Genomic DNA, 21645 nt, shown 5'->3' on the forward strand with positions numbered 1-21645 from the left:
GCAGCCGCGTAGCAGATCGAACCGAGCGGATCACGATGACCCAGAGCCCCCCGTCCCGCGTCTCCGACGCGACTCCCAGTCCCGAGGGCTTCGCCCCGTCCGGTGGCGCGCCCGCCGACACCACCACGAGCGACCGCGCGCCCGGTACCCTGCCGGCCCGCGGCCGGCTCGTCATCACGCTGCTGCTGATCTCTGCCTTCGTGGTGATCCTGAACGAGACCATCATGGGCGTCGCGATCCCCCGCCTCGTCGAGGACCTCGGCATCACCGTCGGTGCGGGGCAGTGGCTGAGCACGGCCTTCATGCTGACCATGGCCGTCGTCATCCCGATCACCGGTTTCCTGCTGCAGCGGTTCAACACCCGGCCGGTGTTCATGGCCGCCATGGGGCTGTTCAGCCTCGGCACGCTGATCGCCGCCCTGGCACCCGGTTTCGGGGTCCTGGTGGTGGGACGCGTGGTCCAGGCGAGCGGGACGGCGATCATGATGCCCCTGCTCATGACCACGGTGATGACCCTCGTACCGCCCGCCTCGCGCGGCAAGATCATGGGCAACATCTCGATCGTCATCTCCGTGGCACCAGCGCTCGGCCCCACCATCTCCGGAGCCATCCTCAGCGTGCTCGACTGGCGCTGGATGTTCTGGCTCGTCCTGCCGATCTCGCTCGCGGCGCTCGCCGTCGGCTCGGCCAAGATGCAGAACGTGACCGAACCCCGCAGGTCGGCCATCGACGTCCCGTCGGTGATCCTGTCGGCCGTCGCCTTCGGCGGCATCATCTACGGTCTCAGCCAACTCGGTGAGGCCTCGACCGGCAGCGCCGTGCCCGCGTGGCTCCCGCTCGTCGCCGGCGTCCTCGGGCTGGCCGCCTTCGTCTCCCGCCAGCTGGTGCTGCAGCGGCGCGACGCCGCGCTGCTCGATCTCAGGGTCTTCACCTCGCGCAACTTCAGCATCTCGATCGTCGCGATCGCCGTGAGCATGATGGCCCTCTTCGGGACCATCATCCTGATCCCGATCTACGTACAGACCGTCCTCGGCATGGATCCGCTCGCCTCCGGTTTGCTGCTCCTTCCCGGCGGCCTCGCGATGGGCCTCCTCGGACCGGTCGTCGGCAGGATCTACGACCGCCGCGGACCCCGGGTGCTCCTCGTCCCGGGCGCCTTGCTGGTCAGCGCGGTGTTCTGGTCGATGACGCGGCTCACCGAGACCACGCCCGTCGCACTGGTGCTGGTGGCGCACGTCCTGCTCAGTGTGGGCCTGGCCCTGATGTTCACTCCCCTGCTGACCTCGGCCCTCGGGTCCGTCAAGCCGCGCCTGTACTCGCACGGCAGCGCCGTCTTCGGTACGGCGCAGCAGCTGGCCGGAGCGGCCGGCACGGCGCTGTTCATCTCGGTGATGACCCTGCAGAGCACGGCCCTCGCCGCGGAGGGGGTCGCCGAGCTGCCGGCGTTGGCGGGCGGTATCCGTTCGGCCTTCCTGTACGGGGCCGTCATCTTCCTGCTGGCCGTCGTCGCCTCGTTCTTCGTGCGTGCACCCGAGGAGACCGGGGACGCCCCATCCCCCGTGCACTAGGAGCAGGTCATCACGACAAAGCCCTGCCGGGTGCGCCCGGCAGGGCTTTTTCGTGCGGGCTGGTCAGGACCCGGGCTGGCGCAGTTCGATGAAGCCGTCGCTCGTGACGCGCGTCTCGTAGACGGGCTGGGGCACGGCGGCGGGGCCGCGGTAGTTCTTGCCGTCGTCGAGCCTGAACATGCTCTGGTGCCAGGGGCAGGTGATGCAGCCGTTCTCGATGGTGCCCTTCTCCAGGGGCCCTCCGAGGTGGTTGCAGACACTGTCCATCGCGGTCAGCCGTCCTTCGTGGCGCAGCAGCAGGATGGGGACGCCGTTGGCCTCGACCGTGTGCCGTCCGCCCTCGACGACGTCGGCATCGCTCGCCACGCGCGTCCAGTCCTTGGGCGCCTCGTGCCAGGCGGTCCGGTTCACGTTGACGGCGCTCGCGTAGCTCAGGTGGCCACCGAGGTACGCGCTGAACAGCATCGACCCGAGCCCGCCGAGGCCGAGCAGGACGCCGAGGGCGCGCCTGTCCTTCGCCCTGGCCACCGCGGAGGCCGTGTAGAGCGCCAGGGCGAGGGAGTTGCCCGCGGCATGGACGATGCCCACGCGGCGTTCCTTCTCCTGGGTGTCCGACCAGTCGTGCAGGCCCGCGACCGCCGTCGGCACCGCCGACAGGATCCCGACCGTGACGAGGAGATCGGCCGCCTTGCGGGAGCTCCTGCCGCCTGCGAGGTCGAGGAACGAGGCCATGCTCCAGGCGCCCGACGGGACGACGATCATCATGGGATGCAGGTGGTGGCCGATGGCGGTACCGCTGAGCACGTTGCGGACGGCGCGCGGTCTGACGGCCTTGGCGACCGCAGCGGCCAGGGGGTCCGCGATCCGGTCCAGCGACGTGGCATGCTCCAGTCCGTCCAGCATCGTGTGCAGGATGTTCATGCGTTGCTCCTTCAGATCGGGGACGGCGGTGCGCCGGTCCAGCGGGTGGTGACCGCGGCGCCGCACCGTCCCCACCGTTCCAGCAGCTCCTGGACCTGACAACCCGTGCGGACGCGCCGAGGTTTTCCTTGGTCCCGAGGAGATTCGGTGCGAGAATCCCTCCGCGGAGGCGAGCTCTCAACCATCCACCTGCGGGCAGAACAACAGAGGGGTAGAACTTACGTATGACTCCGACTCCCCTGGTCCTTGGCCCCATACTCCGGTACGTCGATGGAACCTCGGCGAGTATCTGGGTGGAGGTCGGCACCGCGGCGCGCGTCGTCGTCCGGGCCGCCCGGCGGTCCTGGGAAGCACGCACGTTCGCGGTCCACGGGCACCACTACGCGCTCGTCGAGGTGGACGGACTCGAGCCGGGGAGCGTCACCTCCTACACCGTGGAGATCGACGGACACCAGGTCTGGCCCGACCCCGGATCGGTTCCCGGATTCCCGCCGTCGAGCATTGCGACGCTCACTCCGGGGAAGCCCCTGCGATTGGCTTTCGGGTCCTGCCGCACGAGCGTCCCCCACACCGAGGAGGGCAATCGGACCCACGGCGTCGATGCCATGCGTGCCTACGCGCTCAGCCGGACGCAGGACGACAATCCACCGCGGCCGGACCTGATGCTCTTCCTCGGCGACCAGGTGTACGCCGATTCCACCAGTGAGGAGATGCAGCAGTTCATCCGCGCGAGGAGGGACATCGAGGAGGAGCCCGGCGCCGAGTTGAAGGACTACGAGGAGTACGCCCACCTGTACAACCTGGCCTGGTCCGACAGCGCCAACCGCTGGCTGCTGTCCACCCTTCCCAGCGCCATGATCTTCGACGACCACGACATCCGCGACGACTGGAACGCCTCCATCTCCTGGAAGCAGGAGATGGAGGCGACCTCCTGGTGGCAGGACCGCATTGTCGCGGGCCTGGCGTCGTACTGGGTGTACCAGCACCTCGGCAACCTGTCACCGGACCGGCGCGCCGAGGACCCCATCTGGCAGCGGATCGTCAACCATGACGACGACGCCGAGCTCGACCTGAGCGACGAGCTCGACGCCTTCGCCGACCGGGCGGACAAGGACCCGGCGAGCTACCGCTGGAGCTACTGCCGCGACTTCGACGACACGCGCCTGATCGTGGTCGACTCCCGCGTGTCCCGCGTCCTGGCACCCGATGCTCGGGCCCTGCTCAGCGAGGAGGAGACGGCGTGGCTGGATGACAGGATGGTGGGCGGATTCCGGCACCTGCTGGTGGGAACCTCGCTGCCGTTCCTCCTGCCGCTGGGGCTGCATCACATCGAGTCGTGGGACGAGGCCCTCGCCCAGGGTGCGTGGGGCGGGTGGGGCGCACGGCTGGGTGAGAAGCTGCGGCAGGGCATGGATCTCGAGCACTGGGCCGCCTTCCAGAACAGCTTCCGCGCCGTGGCCCTCATGGCGACGGAGGTGGCGGACGGCAAGCGGGGCCCGGCACCGGAGACGGTGGCCTTCCTCTCGGGCGACGTCCACTTCTCGTACGTCGCGGAGGTGGACAGGACGTCGGGCAGCCGTATCCTCCAGCTGGTCTGCTCCCCGATCCGCAATCCGCTGCCGCGGCTCCTGCGCTCCTCGACCGCGATCCTCTCCTACGGGGTGGCGGCACCTCTCGGGGCCCTCATGGCGCGCTCGGTGAAGGTACCCGACCCACCGTTCCGCTGGCGGAACATCAGGGGACCGTGGTTCGACAACAACCTCGCGTCGCTCGAGGACACCCCGGACGGGCTCACGCTCTCGTGGCAATCGGGAACGGTGGACGGCGATGACCATCTTCACCCCCGGCTCACAGAGGTTGCCGCCATGACGGTGCCGCGGCGTGGGTCCGGGAACGCGCCGGGAGGGGAAGCCGTGCCGGAGGCAGCGATTTCGACGTCCAGGGGCACTCGGGCACGGAGGGGACGGCGGTAGTAGGCCGCGCCTCCAGCGCCGGGAGTCGTTCACGATCAGCAGTTGGAGCCTGTCCTCGAGGAGGAGGGAGATCCTGTTCTCGGGCCCGGGGCGGAAACGTCGTCATTCGGCTGGACTTGGACGTGTCGGCGACCTTCGGCGACAGGGTAAGGACAAAGGAGTGGACGATGGCAAGAATGCAGCGATCGATGCAACGATGCACTGCCGCCGCAGCCGCGGGGCTCGTACTGGTTTCCCTGACAGGATGCGTGGGGATCAGCGACACCAGTCCCCGTGACGGGAAAGCCTCGGCGGAGGTTGACGGCCACCGGCTGCAGACAAGCCTCGACGGGCTCGTGCAGGATGGTTTTCCTGCCGCACTGGGTACGCTCACGGAGGCTGACGGGGACCGCGCGAGCCTGGCCTCCGGTCTCGGCAGCCTCGAAGACCGGCGGCCGGCAGCGCCAGACGGACGGGTACGCATCGCCAGCAATACGAAGATGTTCACTGCGACGGTGGTGATGCAGCTTGTCGATGAGGGCGATATCGCACTCGACGAATCGATTGAGACCTACCTACCGGGTCTGGTGACAGGTGAGGGGATCGATGCCGGACGGATCTCCGTCCGGCATCTGTTGCAGCACACGAGCGGACTGCCCGAGTACGTCGCTACTCTGCTCGGCCACGAGGATGGTCTGACCCGGTACTGGTCGCCCCGGGACACCCTCGACATGGCGTTCACCCGACCTGCGGCGTTCGCGCCGGGCGCACGCTGGGAATACAGCAACACCAACTACCAGGTACTCGGTCTGCTCATCGAGCGCATCACCGGGGAGCCGCTCGACAAGCAGATCGACGAGCGCATCGTGGAGCCACTGGGATTGACAGCCACCCTGCTGCCGCACGGCGGAGATCGCAGGATTGAGGGCGATCACCCCCTGGGGTATCACCCTGACGCCGCGACCGGTGACCTCGTCGACACGACTGCGCTCGACCCTGGAGCGACCTGGGCGGCGGGAGGTATGGTCTCGACGCCGTCCGAGCTCAATACCTTCATGCAGGCGTTGTTCGCGGGCAAGCTCACGAGCGCTGCGGCACTGCAGGAGATGCTCACCACCGTTCCGGCGGAGGACGAGGTGTGGCCCGGTTCGGGCTACGGGCTCGGCGTCCAGTCCTACCCCCTGACCTGCGGCGGTGTCGCCTGGGGACACGGCGGTGACATCCTCGGCTATGAGACCCGCAACGCCGTGAACGAGCGCGGCGACGCTGTCACCGTAGCCGTGACAGCATTGCCCTCCACGGTGATCGACCCCGCCGACGAAAAGGCCCTGCTCGCCAGCTACCGCAGCGTTTTCCAGGCGATGAACGACGCCCTATGCTAGGCGAAGCGCGAAGGCCGACGCCGATCAGTCTGCGGCGCCCGTGCATCTGGACACCGACCCCGGTCCCGCGTCCGTGACCCTACTGGCTCGAAGGACACCGGCCGTGCAGCAGTTCGTCACCCGAGATGCCAGACCGCTTCTCTCGTCGCTCCTCATCCTCGTCCTCGTGCCCGTGTTGCTTGCCCTGCCCGAGGCCTCCCCTTCCGATACGGTGTCGCTCACCGTATCGGCCCTCGTCGCCCAGGCGATCGCCCTTCTAGGGGGGCGTCGGTTCCCGGGCCCGGTTCTGGCCGTGGTGGCGCTCATCGATTGCGCGCTGCTCGTGGCCTCTCCAGGCAACAGCACCGGCAGTCTCGGCACCGTCCTCGCCGTCTACGGAGCGCGGCGCGGACTGGATCGAGGGCGGGCCGTCATGTGGATCGGACCGCTCGCCGCTACAAGTGTCGCCGCAGCGGTGATAGCCGGTCCACATGCCGGGATCGAGGGCGCCTGGGTCGTTCCGTTCGGCGTCGCTCGGATGGTGCTGCTGTTCGGGATTCCAGCGTTGCTCGCCGAGGTCGCGGTGAGCCGGGTGCAGCTCATCGAGGCACTGCGGCAACGGGCAGAACTTGCGGAACGTGAGCAGGCGGCCACGGCCCGCCACGTGGTGCAGCAGCAACGCACTCAGATGGCCCGTGAGCTGCACGACATCGCCGCCCATCATCTCACCGGCATCATAGTGAGTGCGCAGGCCGCCGGTGCCCTCGCCGACCGCGACCGTCCCGAGCAGCGGAAATATCTTGCCGCCCTGCAGGCTGACGCGCGCGCAGCACTCGACCACCTCCGGTTGACGGTGGGGCTCCTGCGTTCGGAGGATGGAGACCGTGTCCTGCCCGCCCCCGGCATCGACGATCTCCCACGCGTCGTCCAGGAAGCCGCGCATCGCGGGACACCAGTAGATCTCGATACGGTGGGAGAGCCCGGCACGATCGGGCCGGTCGCCGGAGTCGTGGTCATCCGGGGCGTTCAGGAGGCTCTTGCCAATGCCCGCAAACACGCTCCGAACGCCCCAGTCACCGTCATCGCGACGTGGAGCGGCGCCGAGCTGCGCGTAGCCATCGAAAACGGTTCCACCACCGCCAGCCCCTTGCCGGTGCCGACAAGCGGCTACGGCCTGGCCGGCCTGCGCGAGCGACTCATGCTGGTCGGCGGCACCCTCGATGCCGGCCCGACTCGTTCCGGATGGCAGACAACTCTCACGCTGCCCACGGCTCCCGCAGCTCCCGCAGCTCCCGCAGACAAGGACGAGCATCCGTGACAACCGTACTCATCGTCGACGACCAGCCCATCGTGCGGGCAGGGCTCACCGTCGTACTCGACGCGGAACCGGATCTGCTCGTCGTCGGGCAGGCAGCGGACGGACAGGAGGCTGTGCGACTGGCGTCCTCGCTCCGCCCGGACGTCGTGTGCATGGACGTGCGCATGCCCGGGATGGACGGCATCGCCGCGACCCGGCAGATCGTCGCCGAGCATGGAGGGGCGGTGCGGGTGCTCGTCCTCACGACCTTCGACATCGACGAAGACATCTTCGCGGCTCTTGAAGCCGGTGCCGCCGGATTCCTCCTGAAAGGGGCTGAAGAAAAAGCCATTGCCGCGGCCATCCACTCGGTCGCCGCGGGCGACGGAACCCTGGATCAACGAATAACCCGGAAAGTACTTGCTGAATTCGGCCGCCGTCGCGCATCCCCAGTACCGACACGAGCAGCCCTCGAGCTGCTGACACAGCGTGAACTCGAAGTGCTCGACCTCATCGCCCGAGGGCTGTCCAACGCTGAGATCGCCCGCGAGCTCTTCATCGAAGTGACAACGGTGAAGTACCACGTGCAGAGCATCTTCTCGAAAACGGGAAGCCGGGACCGGCTCCACGCCGCACTGTGGGGATTACGCCACCGCATCGGGAGCGTACCGGACTGAGGCCGCGGCCACGACGGGCCGTGCCCAGGGGAACGCTAAGTACGCTTATTGTTGTGTCATGAGCTTCAATGACAATGCACGCTTCGACCCGTCCCGTGTCAGTGACCGGCGTGGGCGTGGACGCGGCGTCGCCGTGGGCGGCGGACTGGGCGGCGGACTGATCCTGATCCTCTCCCTGATCTTCGGCCCAGGCGTCGTCGACCAACTCGGCCTCGACGAGGGTACGGCGACCACCCAGGAGCAGGAGCCGGGTGGCGAGAGCGCCATCAACGAGTGCCTGACGGGCGTGGAGGCCAACGAACGGCTCGACTGCCGGATCCTCGGTACGGCCGAGAGCCTCGACAGCTTCTGGACGCCGTACCTGGACCAGTTCGGCGTCGCCTACAGCCAGCCCGGCGTCGTGCTCTTCACCGGAAGCACCGATACCGGCTGTGGAGCGGCGACCAGCGCCGTCGGCCCGTTCTACTGCCCCACGGACCAGCAGACGTACTACGACACCGCCTTCTTCGACGACCTGGTGACGCGTTTCGGCTCCTCCAGCGGACCGCTCGCGCAGGAGTACGTCGTCGCCCACGAATTCGGGCACCACATCCAGAACCTCATCGGCACCCTCGGTGCCGCCCAGCAGGATCCGCAGGGGGCGGAATCCGGCGGTGTCCGCGTGGAACTGCAGGCGGACTGCTTCGCCGGCATGTGGGCGGCCCACGCCACCTCGGTCCCCGATCCGGAATCCGGCGAACCCTTCCTCCGGGCCTTCTCCGCCGCGGACCTCCAGGACGCCCTCTCCGCGGCTGCCTCCGTGGGCGATGACCGCATCCAGGAGTCGGCGACAGGACAGGTCAATCCCGAAGGCTGGACCCACGGTTCGAGCGAACAGCGCCAGGCCTGGTTCTCCCAGGGGTTCGAGACCGGCGACATCCGGTCCTGCGACACGCTGGCCGCACGCGACCTCGACAACCCCTGACCCATGCATCCCGCCCCTGTTCACACCCCGAGGATCGAACCGTGACCGACCAACTCGCCGTCGTCGTCCCCGTGTACAACGAGCCGGACGTCGCCCGCACCCTCGACGCGCTCCTCAGGCAGCGGGACTGCCCGGACCTGCGGGTCTACGTCGTGGACAACGGCTCCAGCGACGACACGGTACAGCGGGTCGAACGCTTCTCGGCGGCCCACCCCGCCCTCGATGTACGGATCCTGCATGAGCTGCAGAAGGGCACGGGAGCCGCGTGCGATACGGGGTTCCGGACGGCGATCGCCGACGGTTTCACCCTGATCGCCCGCACCGACGGGGACAGCGAGCCCCTGGAGGACTGGGGCAGCCGCATCCTCACCGTGTTCGCCGGGCACCCCGAGGTGCAGCTCGTGGGGGGCACCAGCATCCCGCTGCGGGACGTGTACCACCGGTGGGGTGACGGGATGCTCCTGCCCGCCGCGCTGAGGCTCCTGCGCATCATGATGGCGGTGAACCACCTGGACATCGCCTACCTGCGCTTCGTCGCCGGCCACAACATGGCGGTCCGGGCCTCCGCGTACCTCGCGACCGGTGGGATCGGGCGCACAGCGATCGACGAGCGCGACGAGGACATCGACTTCTCGGTGCGGGTCTCTCACCGGCTCGGCTTCCGTGCCGTCCGGATCGACCCCCGCCTGAGGGTGGCGACCTCGATGCGGCGCGTCCGCCGTTACGGCCTGGGCCGGATGGGCCTCCACCACATGGTGCCGTCACTGCGGGGCCGGATCAGCCGGACCATCGACATCCGCTAGCAGTACGGCTAGCGCTACGGCTGGCCGGCTCCGCTCAGCCGCACGAGGTCGAGTGCTTCCTCGACCACCGCCACTCGCCCCTGCTGCGCCGCCGAGACGAGGCGCACGGTCCGGCGGAAGGAGGCGTCGTCGCCCTCGCCCGACCGGAACGCCGGCAGGTGCGCGAGGACGGCAGCGCGCCGCAGCCAGGCGTCGTCCGCCGCGGCCCAGCGGTCGAGGACGGCGGTGGCGCGCACGGCATCCTGCCCGCGCAGCCGCAGGAGCAGGGGCCCGACGACGTGGACGGCGAGCGGGTCCACGAGCTCGGGGAGCCGGGCGGCACGCAGGAATCCCTCGATGCGCGTGAGGTCCGACGGCCGTAGCAGGCGCCCGGCCGACTGCAGCAGCACGACGGCGGCGAGACGACGCTCGAACACCGGTCGGGCCCACAGCTCCGACGCGAGGGCGGTGACGTCGTCGTGCCCCAGGTCCGGGTACCGGCGCCCGGCGTTGCGCACGGTCCCGCGGACCGCGCCCACGGACGCCCCGTAGTACTCGAGGTCCGTCCCGAACCGCCGCTCGTAGTCCTCCGCCCGCTCCCACGAACTCTCGTACTGGAGGGACTCGTCGATGAACCCGGCGGGATCGCTCGCCGGCACCCTGCCCGTCGGCATCAGTAGAGGAAGATGTCGATCCACGCGCGGTTGTGCGCGTGGATCAGGACGAGGAACAGGACGAAGTCGAAGAGGAGGTGGACACAGATGATGTAGGAGAGCGACCGCGTCCGCGTGAAGATGAACGCCTGCAGGAGCGCGAAGGGGAAGATGAACAGCGGCGCCCACGCATGGAAGCCCAGGTCCCACAGGAACGAGGTGAAGAGCACGGCCTGCAGGAGATTCGCCTGGACCATGGGCAGGTGCCGGCGCAGGAGTGCGAAGACCGTGCAGATGAAGAACAGCTCGTCCCAGATCCCGAGCCCGTTGGTGCCGATGAACAGGCGGGTGATCTCGTTCGGTGTGGAGGCCGCCGGCCAGTTCGTGTAGACCCCGGTGCCGAGCATGTAGACGGGGAGGAGGGCGTAGCCGATGACGACGACGGCGGGCAGGTACCACTTCTCCGTGCGGGTCCAGGGCACCCCGGTACGGACGGGGAACCTGACGGCGTGGTCCCCGTAGGCGAAGCGGGAGACCGCGTAGGGGACACCGACGGCGAGGATCATCGCCGTCCCCATGACGCCCATGTGCTCGAAGCCGATGTCCGTGGTGATCGGCACGAGGCTCATGACGGCCAGGCTGAACGCGACGAGCAGCAGGTCGCGGAAGAGCGCACGGTTGATCACTGCGGCGGCTGCGAGCGCCACCACCAGCGACGCATAGCCGATCACCGCCTGGTGGAGCACGAACAGCGCGAACCCGGCGAACGACACCAGGGCGGCCGGGACCAGCTCCCGTGAGGGCGTGTTCCAGGCACCCTGCTTCCAGGCCCGTTGACGCGTCTCCTCCGGCAGCCTCCGCGCTGCCGCGTGCGCTTGCTGCTCCACCTGATCGTGCTCCTCTGTCGGGTCCCGGCCACCATTCTTTCGCGTGCCCTCCTTCCGGTCCACCGCGGGCCCCGCCACTCCCCCGCGGCCACCCGGCGCCGCCCGGCACCACCCGGCACCACCCGGCGCCGCCCGGTGCCGCCCGATGCGAGACTGGGGGCATGCGTGAGCTCGTCATCCTCGGCACGGCATCGCAGGTCCCCACGCGGACCCGCAACCACAACGGCTACTTCCTGCGGTGGGAGCGCGAGGGCATCCTCTTCGATCCCGGCGAGGGCACCCAGCGGCAGATGATCCACGCGGGCGTCCCCGCGTCGCGGATCACGCGGATCTGCCTGACGCACGTCCACGGCGACCACTGCTTCGGCCTGCCGGGCGTGCTCTCCCGGATGGTGCTCGACGGCGTCGCCCACCCCGTCGAACTCCACTACCCGGCCTCCGGCGGGGAAGTGGTGCGGGCCCTCGTCTCCCTCGCGACGCCGGGACTGGATCTCCGCCTGCTCCCCCACGGCGCCGCCGGACCCATCGCCCCGGGGATCGACGTCGAGCCGCTGCGGCACCGCATCGAGGCGTACGGCTACCGCCTGGCGGAACCGGACGGCCGCACCTTCCTGCCCGAGCGGCTGTCGTCCGCCGGGATCCAGGGGCCCGACGTCGGGCGGCTGCAGCGCGAGGGCCGCCTGGGCGCAGTGCGGCTCGAGGACGTGAGCGTGCACCGGCCGGGGCGGCGCTTCGCCTTCATCATGGACACGGCGGTGTGCGACGGCGCCGTCGCGCTCGCGGCCGGCGCGGACCTGCTGGTCACGGAGAGTACCTTCAGCGACGACGACGCCGCCCTCGCCGACCAGTACCTGCACCTGACGGCGGGCCAGGCCGGCGCCCTCGCCGGCAGCGGCGGTGCGGAGACGCTCGTGCTCACGCACTTCTCGTCCCGGTACGACGACGTCGGCGTGCTCGCGGCGCAGGCACGGGAGGCGGCCGGCCCGGCCACCGTCCTCGCCGCGTCGGACCTCGACCGCATCCCGTTCCCCCAGCGTCGGTGAGAGCCGGCCCCTGCTCCGTCAGTCGAAATCGGCCTTGCGGATGAGCCCGTGGACCCCGACCGTCCGGTCGACCACCTGGGACACCGCGAAGTCCGCCGCCGCGGAGAGATAGGCGTAGGCCACCGCCCGGTCCATGCCGCGGTCGTTCTGGAGGAAGTCCAGGGCGTTGATGATGGCCCGACGCATCGCCACATTGAGGTCGCCGCCGACTCCTCCTCCGGCGAGGCCGTCCGGATCGGAGAGGCCGATCGGTATCCAGGACTCGGCGGTCTCCCCGAAGGGGTACGTGTAGGCGACGGACGGCGCGTCGCCCGAGCCGGGCTTGCACACGGTCAGCCGGAACGTGCCCCGCAGCGATCCCTCCATCGCCGTCAGGGCAACCTCGCCGTCGCCCATGCCCATGTGCGGGTCGCCCACGTAGAACAGCGCGCCGTCCGCCTTCACCGGCAGGTAGAAGGTGGAGCCGGGGCCGAGGTGGCGGATGTCGATGTTGCCGCCTCCGAGCGTGGGTGGGACGGAGTTCGCCTCGGGCGACGTCAGGCCCTCCGCTTCGGCGAAGGCCACGCCCATCATCCCCAGGAACGGACGCAGCGGGAACCGGACCGTCATGTCCCCGCTGGTCATCACTCCCCTGCCGTCCTCGATCGCGGTGAACACGGAGACGTTCCCGTAGTCCGAGGGGATGCCGGAGGCCCGGTTGTCGGTGCCGACCGGCGGCATGATCTCCTCGAGGCTGATGCCCGCCGGCGGCTGGACGTTCGGCTGCACGGCGAGCCCTCCCTTCCCGTGCCTGCTGGAGACGACGCCGTACGGAACGCGCGGCACGGCCTCGAGGGTCTCGATCTTCAGGACGTCGCCGGGCTCGGCGCCCTCGACCGCCACGGGCCCCGTCACGATGTGCGGGCCGTCGGCGTCGAAGTTCCGCGGTGTCCTGGTGTAGCCGGCGGCTATGCTCACGGCGTCCTCGAGGATGCTGCTCTCGGGGACGCCGAGTGCCCCGAAGTACTCGAGCGGATTCCGTCCCTGGTCCTCGAGGATGCCCTCGTGGGACAGGGCGTCGATCGTGACGGTCTGGCCGGAGCGGATGGACAGCGCCGGAGTGGCATGGACGGTGGGGACGTACCCCCAGAGGACCTCATCGGGAGTCGAGGCGAGGTACGCGTCGCCCTGGATCGTACCCTTGCCCGGTTGCAGGATCTCCCCGAAGCCGCTCGCGGACGGCGCTCCCCCTGCGGAAGCCGACGCTCCTGCCGACGCTACCGCCGTCGACCCTGCGGTAGCTCCGGTGGCCACCGGCTGTGCCGCCGTACAGGCCGTCGCCGCCGTCAGCGTCCCGAGGGCCGCGACCGCTCCCATGAACCTGCGCCTGCCGAGCCCCGACACCAGGGTCTCCGCTGCGTCCCGACCGAAACTGTCACTCATGCTGGTTCCCTCCACGCGTCGAAAGGCCGACGGTAACGGGGGCTCGTTTCGACGACGTTTCGACCAGGAGTCGGACGGGAATCGGACCGAATGTGTCGGAGTCCCGACCGTTTACGGCGGGCCGGCACCGGGCGAGCAGAGGTGCCTGTCGCGAGCGCGACGGCGGCGGCGGCTCGGGTAGGGGAACAGCACGACGATCCCGGCGATCACGAAAAGGGGGACGCCGATGATCAGCCCGGTGAGGAGGACGAAGACTCCGACGGCGGCGACCAGCCTCGGCAGGAAGAGGTGCCAGGCCGCCGACGGCACGGTCAGGGTCCACGGGTCCTGCAGGAGCACCGTGCCGGGTCCGGCGGTCAGGGACCGCTCGAGTTCCCGCCACGCGAGCCGTTCATCCTCGGAGAGCGACATGCCTCTCCTTCCCACGGGGTCCGGTGCACAGTGCCATGGGCCGAATCTAGACCGGGCAGGTGATCGGGCGGCATGCGTCGGGAAGCATCCCGTGAAGGCCGGGTGAACACTGCCGTCATAAAGCCACCGTTCCGCGACGCGCTGTTCCCTTGACGCGGCTGAAGCGGTTCGATGGCTCCATGCCTGCTTCCCTCTCCGCCGCTGACTACTTCGCCGCCAAACTCGCCTATGAGACAGACCCGGCCGACCTCGCTGCCGACCGGGCGTCCGGTCACCCGCCGATCGTCATCGACACCCGCTCGGCTGCTTCCTGGAGCCAGGGCCGCATCCCGGGCGCCGTCCACATCCCGAACGCGGACCTCGCAGCGCGTATCGGCGACGTCGCCCCCGGGAAGGACGCCGCCATCGTCGTCTACTGCTGGGGGCCCGGCTGCAACGGCAGTACGCGCGGCGCGTTGATCCTCGCGACGCTGGGCTACACGAACGTCCGCGAACTCATCGGTGGCTTCGAGTACTGGGCACGCGAGGGGTTCGCGACCGTCAGCGACGACGGCCGCGGACGGCGGTCCCCGGACCCCCTTGCAGCTCCCGTGACCGACGTAGTCGCCGCCGTCGCGCCGTAGAGCTCATCGACCGCTCTGCAGCGTTGTTCGTGGCTACACTCGGTGAACACACGAGGTGTCATTGCACGAGGTGTCATGGGGGAACAATGCAGTCAACGGCCAGGAAGTGTATCCAGTGGGGCGTCGTCCTCGTCCTCGCAGGAGGATTCGTCCTCGTGCTGCTCCCGCAGCTGCTCGGCCTTCTGGCGGAAACGGCCGGTTCCACTGCAGCCATCGGAGTCGGGGCGGTGGACATCGTGCTGACCCTCGTCCGCTGGGCGATGATACCGATGGGCACCACCCTGATCGGTGCTGGGATCGTCATCCGGGCCCTCGCCCCGTCGCTCGAGCGCTGCAGCGCGAACACCACGCCCCGGAGCTAGGGGCAGAGCGGGGCAGCCGATGAATGTCGGGGTGCCTTCTGGAAAGACATCGGGCGATCCCCTGCCATCGGATGCGGAGCCCGACGTCGTTGGGGCCCATCCGATGGTGGCGGTGAGAGCGCTCTGCAAGGTCCGTCACCTCACCTCCAAGCACGCGCTACCTTGCGTGTTGGTTGGGCGTCCGGCTGAGCGGTCGGTCCAGTGCGGTGTTCGCCAGTCGCTGTTGCATCGTGAGTCGCCGCTCGAGCAGGAATTTCTGAACCAGCGTGTCCGCTTTGCCGGCCATGCCGTCAGTGTCAGGTCCAGCAGTCGCGACCCGGATCAGTGATCGGTACTCGCGCCCGGACCGGTACGTGTCGATCACCTCGCTCTCACCCACGACCGGGGCCAGGCCATTGGACTCGTTGGAGCACTCACACCGCGGATCACCGTCATCACTCAGGCCGAAGCCGCGGTGGTGTTGCAACGACCGGCTGGAACAAGGCCCTTGAAGGGACACAGTCATAGATGTCGGGACCCGACGGTTGCGGCGTCGTTCCGGGTTTCCTCGGGTTGGAAGACATGCTCTGCCATCCGCTCGGCGATCGTGTCCCAGTTGTATTTCCTGAGCAGCTTCCGGAGCGTCGGTTGAAGCTCCGAGGTGTCGAAATCGCGCAGCAACTGGCATGCGTCGGCAAAGCCCGCTGCTTCGTCGCGAAGGTAGACGACGTGCCCGAACTCGGTGACGACATCCGGCACCCGGGTCGAGACAACGGGCAGATTGCAGGCCAGGTACTCGAGGGTCTTGGTCGGGCTGATCGAGCTTGTCTGATCATTCAATGCGAAGGGCATCAATGCGACGTCGAACTCCGCCATCAAGCGCGGTAGGTCCTCGTAGGCCTGCTGTCCCAGGTACGTGATGTTGGGCGCCTGAGGAAGCTGCCCGGGAGCGAGTTTGGCAAGGGGCCCGATCATTCTGATCTCCCACTCGGGTAGTCGTTCCGCGAGGTCCGCAATGAGGCCGAGGTCGAGGCGTTCGTCGAGAACTCCTACATAGCCCGCAACATAAGTCCTACCTTCTTTCGGCTTCATATCAGTTGGCCGGCACCGCACCGCGGCATAGTGCTCCGGGCTGACACCACTTGGGAAGAATTCAGCGTCATGCCGTCCCTGCCGGACGACGCTCCGGTGCAGTGACCGTCCTCCTGCAAAGACAACGTCGGCACGGTCTAGTGTGCGCAGGTGCTGGTCCGGCAAGGCTGGGGCGGCGTTCTTGAAGGAAGCCAGGTCGTCCATGACGTCATATACGAGAGTGCTGGTTCGTAGTGCCAACGCGATGTCCAGCGCCAGGGGCGTGTACAGCCAGACGACGCGTTGTCCCCGGGGAGGCCCGATGAGTTCCGGCAACTGGTCGGCGTAGTCAGGAATCAGGTCGTCCTCATATCCGACATGGCGTCCCTGCTCCGGGATCTCAAGCCACACCCGAGTGACACTGTCCGTTTCCTCGGACACCAGTCGCCTACCGGTGACAGTTCTTGCCGGAGACGTCGCCGGCTCCTCCACGAACCAGACTTTCCGGAGTTCGCCGAGCCGGGAAATGAGCTGCTGAGGACGCTGCCAGACCCCGTTCCAGCGCAGATGGGACAGAACGATTACTTCATCGTGCATGAACAGTCCTTACATAGTGGTCGGCGGGCATTTCTGCGCGGCCGGCCGACGGGACACCAGTCAGTGCTGTCTCTGTAGCCGGGTGCGCGCTCGCAGGGCCGGCCGGAGCATACAGGGACCTAGCTTCTGCCTGTTTCGCTGCCGCATAGCTGCGGCACCGCTCGGGGAAAAAAGGATCGATGTCCGGGTAGGGCATGGTCCCCAGACCCTCCAGCCCGGCATACTCCCAGCCCGTGCCAAGCTCCTGTAGCGACCTGTGCTTGATGTCGTAGTAGCCCGGCGCTACCCCGAGGGCCGTTCCGGCGGCGCCGAGGGCTGCCGCTGAGAGGTGCAGGTGGAACCTCGAGGTATACCAGTGCTGGTCGGGCCGGGCGGGGAACCCGCCATTCCAGAGCTTGGCGAAGGGGACGAAATCCGCCTCCGACAGCAACCCTTCAAGAGCTTCGAACATCCGTCGGTCCGATCCCGGTAGTGCCTCGACGTATCCGACTGTTCTTCCCTCATCCAGGCAATCCCTGACGCGGCTTCTCAGCAGTGTGGTTGCCAGTGCGAAGGCCTCGGGTTGGATGAGGTCCTGCTGAACGCAGACCATGACGTCTCTGACCGCGTCCGTGGCCGGTTGGAACGGCGGCAGGTCCGTCGTGATGCCCAGGAACAGGTCGTCCAACCCGATCGGTAGCCCGAAGCGTTGAGCGCTGGGCCGGTCCCGGCAGGAAACATGATCGAATCCCTGTAGTGCGGACGCCAGCTGGGGCAGGTCCGGACACGCGGGCAACAAGCCCAGTCCAGTGCCGTACACCGCGGCCCCCGAGAGCTGCTGGGCGGCCGCAACACCGGCCACCACGGCGGTTTGGTGCGGCCACACCCCGTTGATGTACCCGCCGCCGAGCAGGTGGATCGATGCCGCGCGACTCAGCGGTTCGAAGTCGGGTTCGGTTTCAGCCAGGACAAGCGATTCAACGTCCGCCCATACTCCGGCAAGGTCCTTCTGCGGGCTCCTGTCGCAGGCTCGCCACAAAGCATCGACCACATCGAGCTGCGGGTGTATACCCTGAAACAGAGTCCGGGCAGCAACAGGGTGTGGGCAATCCAGAACTACTTCCACCTCAGGACGGGCGCGGGCGATGAACCGCAGCCAGCCGGCAACGATCGCCTCGTCGCCGAAGTTCGGGTGGCCCGCCACCGAAACCAGATACACCAGTTCACCCATGGGCCGACGCTATTCCCACGACATGACGACCAACCGACACTCGAATGAACTCGATCTGAAACAACCGGTCCTCGGCGAGGCGGCCGCTTCACGGTGGAACGGCTCCACCCAGGAGGGGGCAGTTCAGCTCTCTTCTGAAGCCGTCTTCCTACCTGCCTGGTCGTCAGCAGCACCTGAGCGGTATTCATCGACCGGGCTCAAGCCTGGTACCTGCTGACGTGCGTTCAATGACGCGGCGCTACCGGCCTGCCGGACCGGGTCGATGTCCTCGCCGGTGGCCTGCTTCGGGATGTTGATGTCCTGGCGGAGGTGCGCGCTCTCGGGCAGCTGCCCCTCGGATGGTGGTGTCATGCCATCAGCCAACCACTTCGCTCTTACAGCTTCCACTGCGAGCCCCACCCCCAGAGTTCACTGGCGGGAATACGAAGGACGGGGAGGGGGTCCACCTGCGTCAGGTCCCCGTTGCTTCTCGCAATGCTGCCGCCATGTCGTTCACATGGGTCAGGATCGGCCGTAGCTCGTTCTGACGGACTTCACGCAGCGAAGTGATGGGACGACCGGTACACCGCTGAATCACTGTCAGACGCTCCTGCAGGGTGATAACCCGTGCGTTGTGAAGCGCCTGCTGCAGCATCAGGATCTGGCGCTCACGCAGGGGACTATCAGCAGGAAGGATTGAGAGAGAATGCACCGGATGCAGTGCGGTGAGCGCGATCATGAACCCGAGCCTAAGCTCGGCCCCCGAACGACCAGCACACGATCGGCGTGCTACGCGTGAAAGCTGCGTGAATACTGCCTGTAGAACCTGTTCCAGGGTCACCTGTTACTCCTGAAGCCTTTCCACCTGATCGGGTTCGTTACCGCACAAGGCTCTGGTTATGCAGGACATCATGAGCGGACAGCGACCACCCAGGTTCCCTGCCCGGACCGAGATCGATGACGGCGAGCATCCCGAGACGATCGAGGCGGCCGAAACCATCGTCGAAACTCAGAGCGCGGACATCGAGGAGATGAAAGAGCTCCTCGCCAGCCTTCGAGCCCGCGGCCCCCACGTCGCAATCCCGGCACAGACCTACCGAGCTTGTCGGTCTCGTGACGAGCACCGACGTCGGCCGGACCTGAGAACCCGTGTCCCGCCAGAGCAGACAGACCTTTGTGCTCTCGCTGCGACCGGCGACGGACCAATCGGTCATGAGGGGCGGGGTATCACGAGCCCCGGCGGACACCACTGGACCGCCGCATCCGTCGACGTGCCTCCTCACCATCCCGTCGGAACCAGCAGCGGATCCGTCTTGGTCAAGGTGGGTGCACCGTACTCGGATTGCTCTTCGCCGAGAAGGCCGTGATCCTGGTCGGCCCGAGATCGGGATGTCCCAGGCTGACCTGCCATCGCTGGAGCCGGCTGCGGAATCGCCCTCATCTCACGCGTTCTCCGAGCGGGGTGGAACGCGTCATCTGCGGCCAGGGGCGATTCGGGTGGATGCTGAGAGATTTCGAGCTGACATGGCGCTCTTGCGGACGGCTCCGGCTCCAACCGAATAGAAAAGCACCTCCTCGAGTATCGGCCAGGCTCGGAGCGGGATCACTGCGCGGCACTGGCCAAGACGCGGACGTCGGGTCACGATGGTAGTGATCCAAGCCGTTCCGCCGTCCACTCCACGGAGCGACGGCGGCCGAACCCGGTTGGGCAGACGCAGGAGCATCCGTCAGGGGTGGACGAAATGACCGACGACAAGTATCGCGACCACAGCGCATCACAGCTTCCGCGGACTCAGGCCGTCCGGCGCAAATGGTGGCTGAGGTCCGTCCTCCTGCTGGCCATGGCGGTCTTCGCCGTATCCATCGCCTTCGTCCTCATCTACGCCACGAGCCTCTCCTGGCCGCTGGCCATCCTCATCAGCGTGATACTCGTCGGAGGCCAGGTCTACGCCCTCCGACGCAACCTCTTCGGCGGGGACGGCGACGACCACTCTAACCTATAGCCGAGCCGGGCTTTCTTCTCCTTGGATCAGCGCACGACGGCGGCGGCGGCACAGCGGCGGCGCGGCGGCGGCGCGGCGACGACGGCGGCGCGGCGACGACGGCGCGGCCTGCACGGCGATGACGGCAGCGCGGCGGCACGGCCGGTCGGCCCGTCGGTCCGTCGGTCCGTCGGTCCGTCGGTCCGTCGGTCCGTCGGTCCATTGCTCCATCGCTCCATCGGAAGAGGGTGTGGATAACGGTCCCTCCGGGCATCAAAATGTCAGTGGTACGCGGGAAAATGGGGCATGGACAGCGACGGAGCAGCACGGCGGGAGTCAGCCACACAGTGCTGTGGCGCTCCCACGGACGCCGCTGTCCGTCAGGCACGCATGCGGAATCTCATCGAAGAGGTCACCACACTGCGGCCCTGCGCCGAGAGCGCCGGTTTGATCGGCCAGCTGCGTCAGCTCGAGGACCTCAAGTCCGCTGTCGCCGGCGCACAGGCGCGGATCGCAGTCGCCTTCGACCAGATTGAGCGACGCGTGCAGTCCGACGCCGACGTCCCGGAGGCGAAGCAGGGTCAGGGCGTCGCCGCGCAGGTCGCCCTCGCCCGTCGCGAGTCCCCCTCCCGCGGAAGCCGCCTGCTGGGCCTGGCGAAAGCACTGGTGACGGAGATGCCGCACACTCTCGCGGCGCTCGAAACGGGTCAGCTGAACGAATGGCGAGCGATGCTCCTGGTCAGGGAGACAGCGTGCCTGAGCGCGGCGGATCGCTGTGCGGTGGACGAGGAGCTATCCGCCGATACGGGTGCTTTCGAGGGCGCCGGTGATCAGGCGATCGTCGGCGCCGCCCGGACGGCGTCGTACCGCAGGGATCCCCGCTCCGTCACGGACCGCTCGCGCCGCGCTTCGGCCGAGCGGCATGTCAGCCTCCGGCCGGCGCCCGACACGATGACGTACCTGACCGCCCTCCTCCCCGTCGCCGAGGGAGTGGCAGCCTATGCAGGTCTCGCCCGGCACGCCGACTCGTGTCGTTCGGACGGTGATGACCGCAGCCGAGGCCAGCTCATGGCCGATGCCCTCGTCGAGCGGGTCACCGGCACCCCGGGCGGTGTATCCGGCGTGGAGATCCAGCTCATCATGACGGACCGCACGCTCTTCCAGGGAGACTCCGAACCGGCGCGGCTCGCCGGGTGCGGCGTCGTCCCCGGTGGCTGGGCTCGTGCCTTGCTGGCCACGCACCCACGTCGACCCGTGGCAGACCGCGGGGATTCTCCCGACCTCCAGCACCGCAGGGACTTCGTAACCTGGATCCGGCGCCTCTACACCGCCCCTGGGAGCGGCGATCTCCTGGCCGTCGACTCCCGGTCCAGGCTCTTCACGGCGGGTCAACGCCGATTCCTGGAGGCTCGTGACGACTGCTGCCGAACCCCATACTGCGACGCGCCCATCCGCCACTTCGACCACATCGTCCCCTGGCGCGACGACGGATCGACGAGTCTTCCCAACGGCGCCGGTCTCTGCGAGGGCTGCAATCACACCAAGGAACTCCACGGCTGGACAGTGAGGCCGCACTCGGCGGTACGGCACGCCATCGAGCTTCGCACCCCCACCGGTCACACCTACAGGTCGACGGCGCCCCCTCCACCCGGCACCGGCGTCGTCGAGCCACATGATGCTTCACTTCGCCGACACCGACAGTTCCGGCGGCAGCAGCTGAAGGCGCTTCGGCGAGCCCGCCGGGCAGATCCGCTCATCGCCTGATGTGAATTCCGGTGGAGAGCTATCAGGCCGGACGATAGCGAGCTCCTGCTCCCCGTCCTGGTGCGGTAGCTTGGACGCAATCCCATCGAATCAATGCATGGGCCGCTTCGGCGGCGACGCGTTCAGGCCCACTCACCGCA

General features: G+C 68.1%; 22 protein-coding genes. 12 read left to right on the forward strand and 10 right to left on the reverse strand.

Annotated features, from left to right (window positions below):
- Nucleotides 1-35 precede the first annotated feature (35 nt).
- Nucleotides 36-1568: an MDR family MFS transporter gene (locus AC1MFI_RS15600; protein ID WP_479817994.1), complete on the forward strand. Its 1533-nt coding sequence runs from the start codon at nt 36-38 to the stop codon at nt 1566-1568.
- Between the two features lie 63 nt (nt 1569-1631).
- On the opposite strand, the gene AC1MFI_RS15605 is transcribed toward AC1MFI_RS15600, so the two are convergent.
- Nucleotides 1632-2489, reverse strand: coding sequence for a Rieske (2Fe-2S) protein (locus tag AC1MFI_RS15605; RefSeq protein WP_479817995.1), 858 nt, complete (start codon nt 2487-2489; stop codon nt 1632-1634).
- A 224-nt stretch (nt 2490-2713) separates the two neighbouring features.
- On the opposite strand from AC1MFI_RS15605, the gene AC1MFI_RS15610 reads away from it, so the two are divergent.
- The 6 genes from AC1MFI_RS15610 (at nt 2714) to AC1MFI_RS15635 (ending at nt 9543) form a co-directional block, all read left to right on the forward strand.
- Nucleotides 2714-4462 (forward strand): alkaline phosphatase D family protein, encoded by a 1749-nt coding sequence (locus AC1MFI_RS15610; protein ID WP_479817996.1) that lies wholly within the window; start codon nt 2714-2716, stop codon nt 4460-4462.
- 122 nt (nt 4463-4584) lie between these two features.
- The gene (locus AC1MFI_RS15615) at nt 4585-5823 is read left to right on the forward strand and encodes a serine hydrolase domain-containing protein (protein ID WP_479817997.1); all 1239 of its coding nucleotides are present in this window, start codon (nt 4585-4587) and stop codon (nt 5821-5823) included.
- 103 nt (nt 5824-5926) lie between these two features.
- Nucleotides 5927-7120 (forward strand): sensor histidine kinase, encoded by a 1194-nt coding sequence (locus tag AC1MFI_RS15620; RefSeq protein ID WP_479817998.1) that lies wholly within the window; start codon nt 5927-5929, stop codon nt 7118-7120.
- Nucleotides 7117-7776: a response regulator gene (locus tag AC1MFI_RS15625; protein WP_479817999.1), complete on the forward strand. Its 660-nt coding sequence runs from the start codon at nt 7117-7119 to the stop codon at nt 7774-7776. Before AC1MFI_RS15620 ends, AC1MFI_RS15625 begins: the two co-directional genes overlap by 4 nt.
- A gap of 58 nt (nt 7777-7834) precedes the next feature.
- Complete coding sequence (ypfJ, locus tag AC1MFI_RS15630) at nt 7835-8740, forward strand: KPN_02809 family neutral zinc metallopeptidase (RefSeq protein ID WP_479818000.1); 906 nt, start codon at nt 7835-7837, stop codon at nt 8738-8740.
- A 41-nt stretch (nt 8741-8781) separates the two neighbouring features.
- The gene (locus AC1MFI_RS15635) at nt 8782-9543 is read left to right on the forward strand and encodes a glycosyltransferase family 2 protein (RefSeq protein ID WP_479818001.1); all 762 of its coding nucleotides are present in this window, start codon (nt 8782-8784) and stop codon (nt 9541-9543) included.
- A gap of 14 nt (nt 9544-9557) precedes the next feature.
- On the opposite strand, the gene AC1MFI_RS15640 is transcribed toward AC1MFI_RS15635, so the two are convergent.
- Nucleotides 9558-10196 carry a DNA alkylation repair protein gene (locus AC1MFI_RS15640; protein WP_479818002.1) on the reverse strand — a complete coding sequence of 213 codons (639 nt, stop codon included), beginning with the start codon at nt 10194-10196 and terminating at the stop codon, nt 9558-9560.
- Nucleotides 10196-10966 carry a CPBP family intramembrane glutamic endopeptidase gene (locus AC1MFI_RS15645; protein WP_479820914.1) on the reverse strand — a complete coding sequence of 257 codons (771 nt, stop codon included), beginning with the start codon at nt 10964-10966 and terminating at the stop codon, nt 10196-10198. Before AC1MFI_RS15645 ends, AC1MFI_RS15640 begins: the two co-directional genes overlap by 1 nt.
- A gap of 257 nt (nt 10967-11223) precedes the next feature.
- On the opposite strand from AC1MFI_RS15645, the gene AC1MFI_RS15650 reads away from it, so the two are divergent.
- Nucleotides 11224-12105, forward strand: a complete 882-nt coding sequence (locus AC1MFI_RS15650) for a ribonuclease Z (protein WP_479818003.1) — start codon at nt 11224-11226, stop codon at nt 12103-12105.
- 18 nt (nt 12106-12123) lie between these two features.
- On the opposite strand, the gene AC1MFI_RS15655 is transcribed toward AC1MFI_RS15650, so the two are convergent.
- Both AC1MFI_RS15655 and AC1MFI_RS15660 read right to left on the reverse strand, forming a co-directional pair.
- Nucleotides 12124-13527 (reverse strand): acetamidase/formamidase family protein, encoded by a 1404-nt coding sequence (locus tag AC1MFI_RS15655; RefSeq protein WP_479818004.1) that lies wholly within the window; start codon nt 13525-13527, stop codon nt 12124-12126.
- Nucleotides 13528-13638: 111 nt separating this feature from the next.
- The gene (locus tag AC1MFI_RS15660) at nt 13639-13938 is read right to left on the reverse strand and encodes a hypothetical protein (protein ID WP_479818005.1); all 300 of its coding nucleotides are present in this window, start codon (nt 13936-13938) and stop codon (nt 13639-13641) included.
- Between the two features lie 179 nt (nt 13939-14117).
- Here AC1MFI_RS15660 and AC1MFI_RS15665 point away from each other — a divergent pair, with 179 nt between their 5' ends.
- Together AC1MFI_RS15665 and AC1MFI_RS15670 are read left to right on the forward strand one after the other, a co-directional pair.
- Nucleotides 14118-14561, forward strand: a complete 444-nt coding sequence (locus tag AC1MFI_RS15665) for a rhodanese-like domain-containing protein (protein ID WP_479818006.1) — start codon at nt 14118-14120, stop codon at nt 14559-14561.
- A gap of 86 nt (nt 14562-14647) precedes the next feature.
- Nucleotides 14648-14923 carry a hypothetical protein gene (locus tag AC1MFI_RS15670; RefSeq protein ID WP_479818007.1) on the forward strand — a complete coding sequence of 92 codons (276 nt, stop codon included), beginning with the start codon at nt 14648-14650 and terminating at the stop codon, nt 14921-14923.
- 501 nt (nt 14924-15424) lie between these two features.
- On the opposite strand, the gene AC1MFI_RS15675 is transcribed toward AC1MFI_RS15670, so the two are convergent.
- The 4 genes from AC1MFI_RS15675 to AC1MFI_RS15690 all read right to left on the reverse strand — a co-directional run bounded on the left by AC1MFI_RS15675 (nt 15425) and on the right by AC1MFI_RS15690 (nt 18498).
- Complete coding sequence (locus tag AC1MFI_RS15675; RefSeq protein ID WP_479818008.1) at nt 15425-16570, reverse strand: glycosyltransferase; 1146 nt, start codon at nt 16568-16570, stop codon at nt 15425-15427.
- Nucleotides 16560-17780, reverse strand: a complete 1221-nt coding sequence (locus tag AC1MFI_RS15680) for a polysaccharide pyruvyl transferase family protein (RefSeq protein WP_479818010.1) — start codon at nt 17778-17780, stop codon at nt 16560-16562. The genes AC1MFI_RS15675 and AC1MFI_RS15680 overlap by 11 nt, the downstream gene beginning before the upstream one ends.
- Before the next feature lie 123 nt (nt 17781-17903).
- Nucleotides 17904-18131 (reverse strand): hypothetical protein, encoded by a 228-nt coding sequence (locus tag AC1MFI_RS15685; protein ID WP_479818011.1) that lies wholly within the window; start codon nt 18129-18131, stop codon nt 17904-17906.
- A gap of 100 nt (nt 18132-18231) precedes the next feature.
- Complete coding sequence (locus tag AC1MFI_RS15690; RefSeq protein WP_479818013.1) at nt 18232-18498, reverse strand: hypothetical protein; 267 nt, start codon at nt 18496-18498, stop codon at nt 18232-18234.
- A 1003-nt stretch (nt 18499-19501) separates the two neighbouring features.
- Between AC1MFI_RS15690 and AC1MFI_RS15695 the strand changes: the two genes are divergently transcribed.
- Entirely contained in the window at nt 19502-19762 is a 261-nt protein-coding gene (locus AC1MFI_RS15695; RefSeq protein WP_479818014.1) for a hypothetical protein, read from the forward strand.
- Here AC1MFI_RS15695 and AC1MFI_RS15700 read toward each other — a convergent pair.
- Nucleotides 19757-19972: a hypothetical protein gene (locus AC1MFI_RS15700; RefSeq protein WP_479818015.1), complete on the reverse strand. Its 216-nt coding sequence runs from the start codon at nt 19970-19972 to the stop codon at nt 19757-19759. The genes AC1MFI_RS15695 and AC1MFI_RS15700 overlap by 6 nt on opposite strands.
- A 159-nt stretch (nt 19973-20131) precedes the next feature.
- Here AC1MFI_RS15700 and AC1MFI_RS15705 point away from each other — a divergent pair, with 159 nt between their 5' ends.
- Nucleotides 20132-21505 carry an HNH endonuclease gene (locus AC1MFI_RS15705; RefSeq protein WP_479818017.1) on the forward strand — a complete coding sequence of 458 codons (1374 nt, stop codon included), beginning with the start codon at nt 20132-20134 and terminating at the stop codon, nt 21503-21505.
- The last annotated feature ends 140 nt before the right edge of the window (nt 21506-21645 follow it).

The sequence above is a fragment of the Arthrobacter sp. BC5 genome (genome assembly GCF_056680255.1).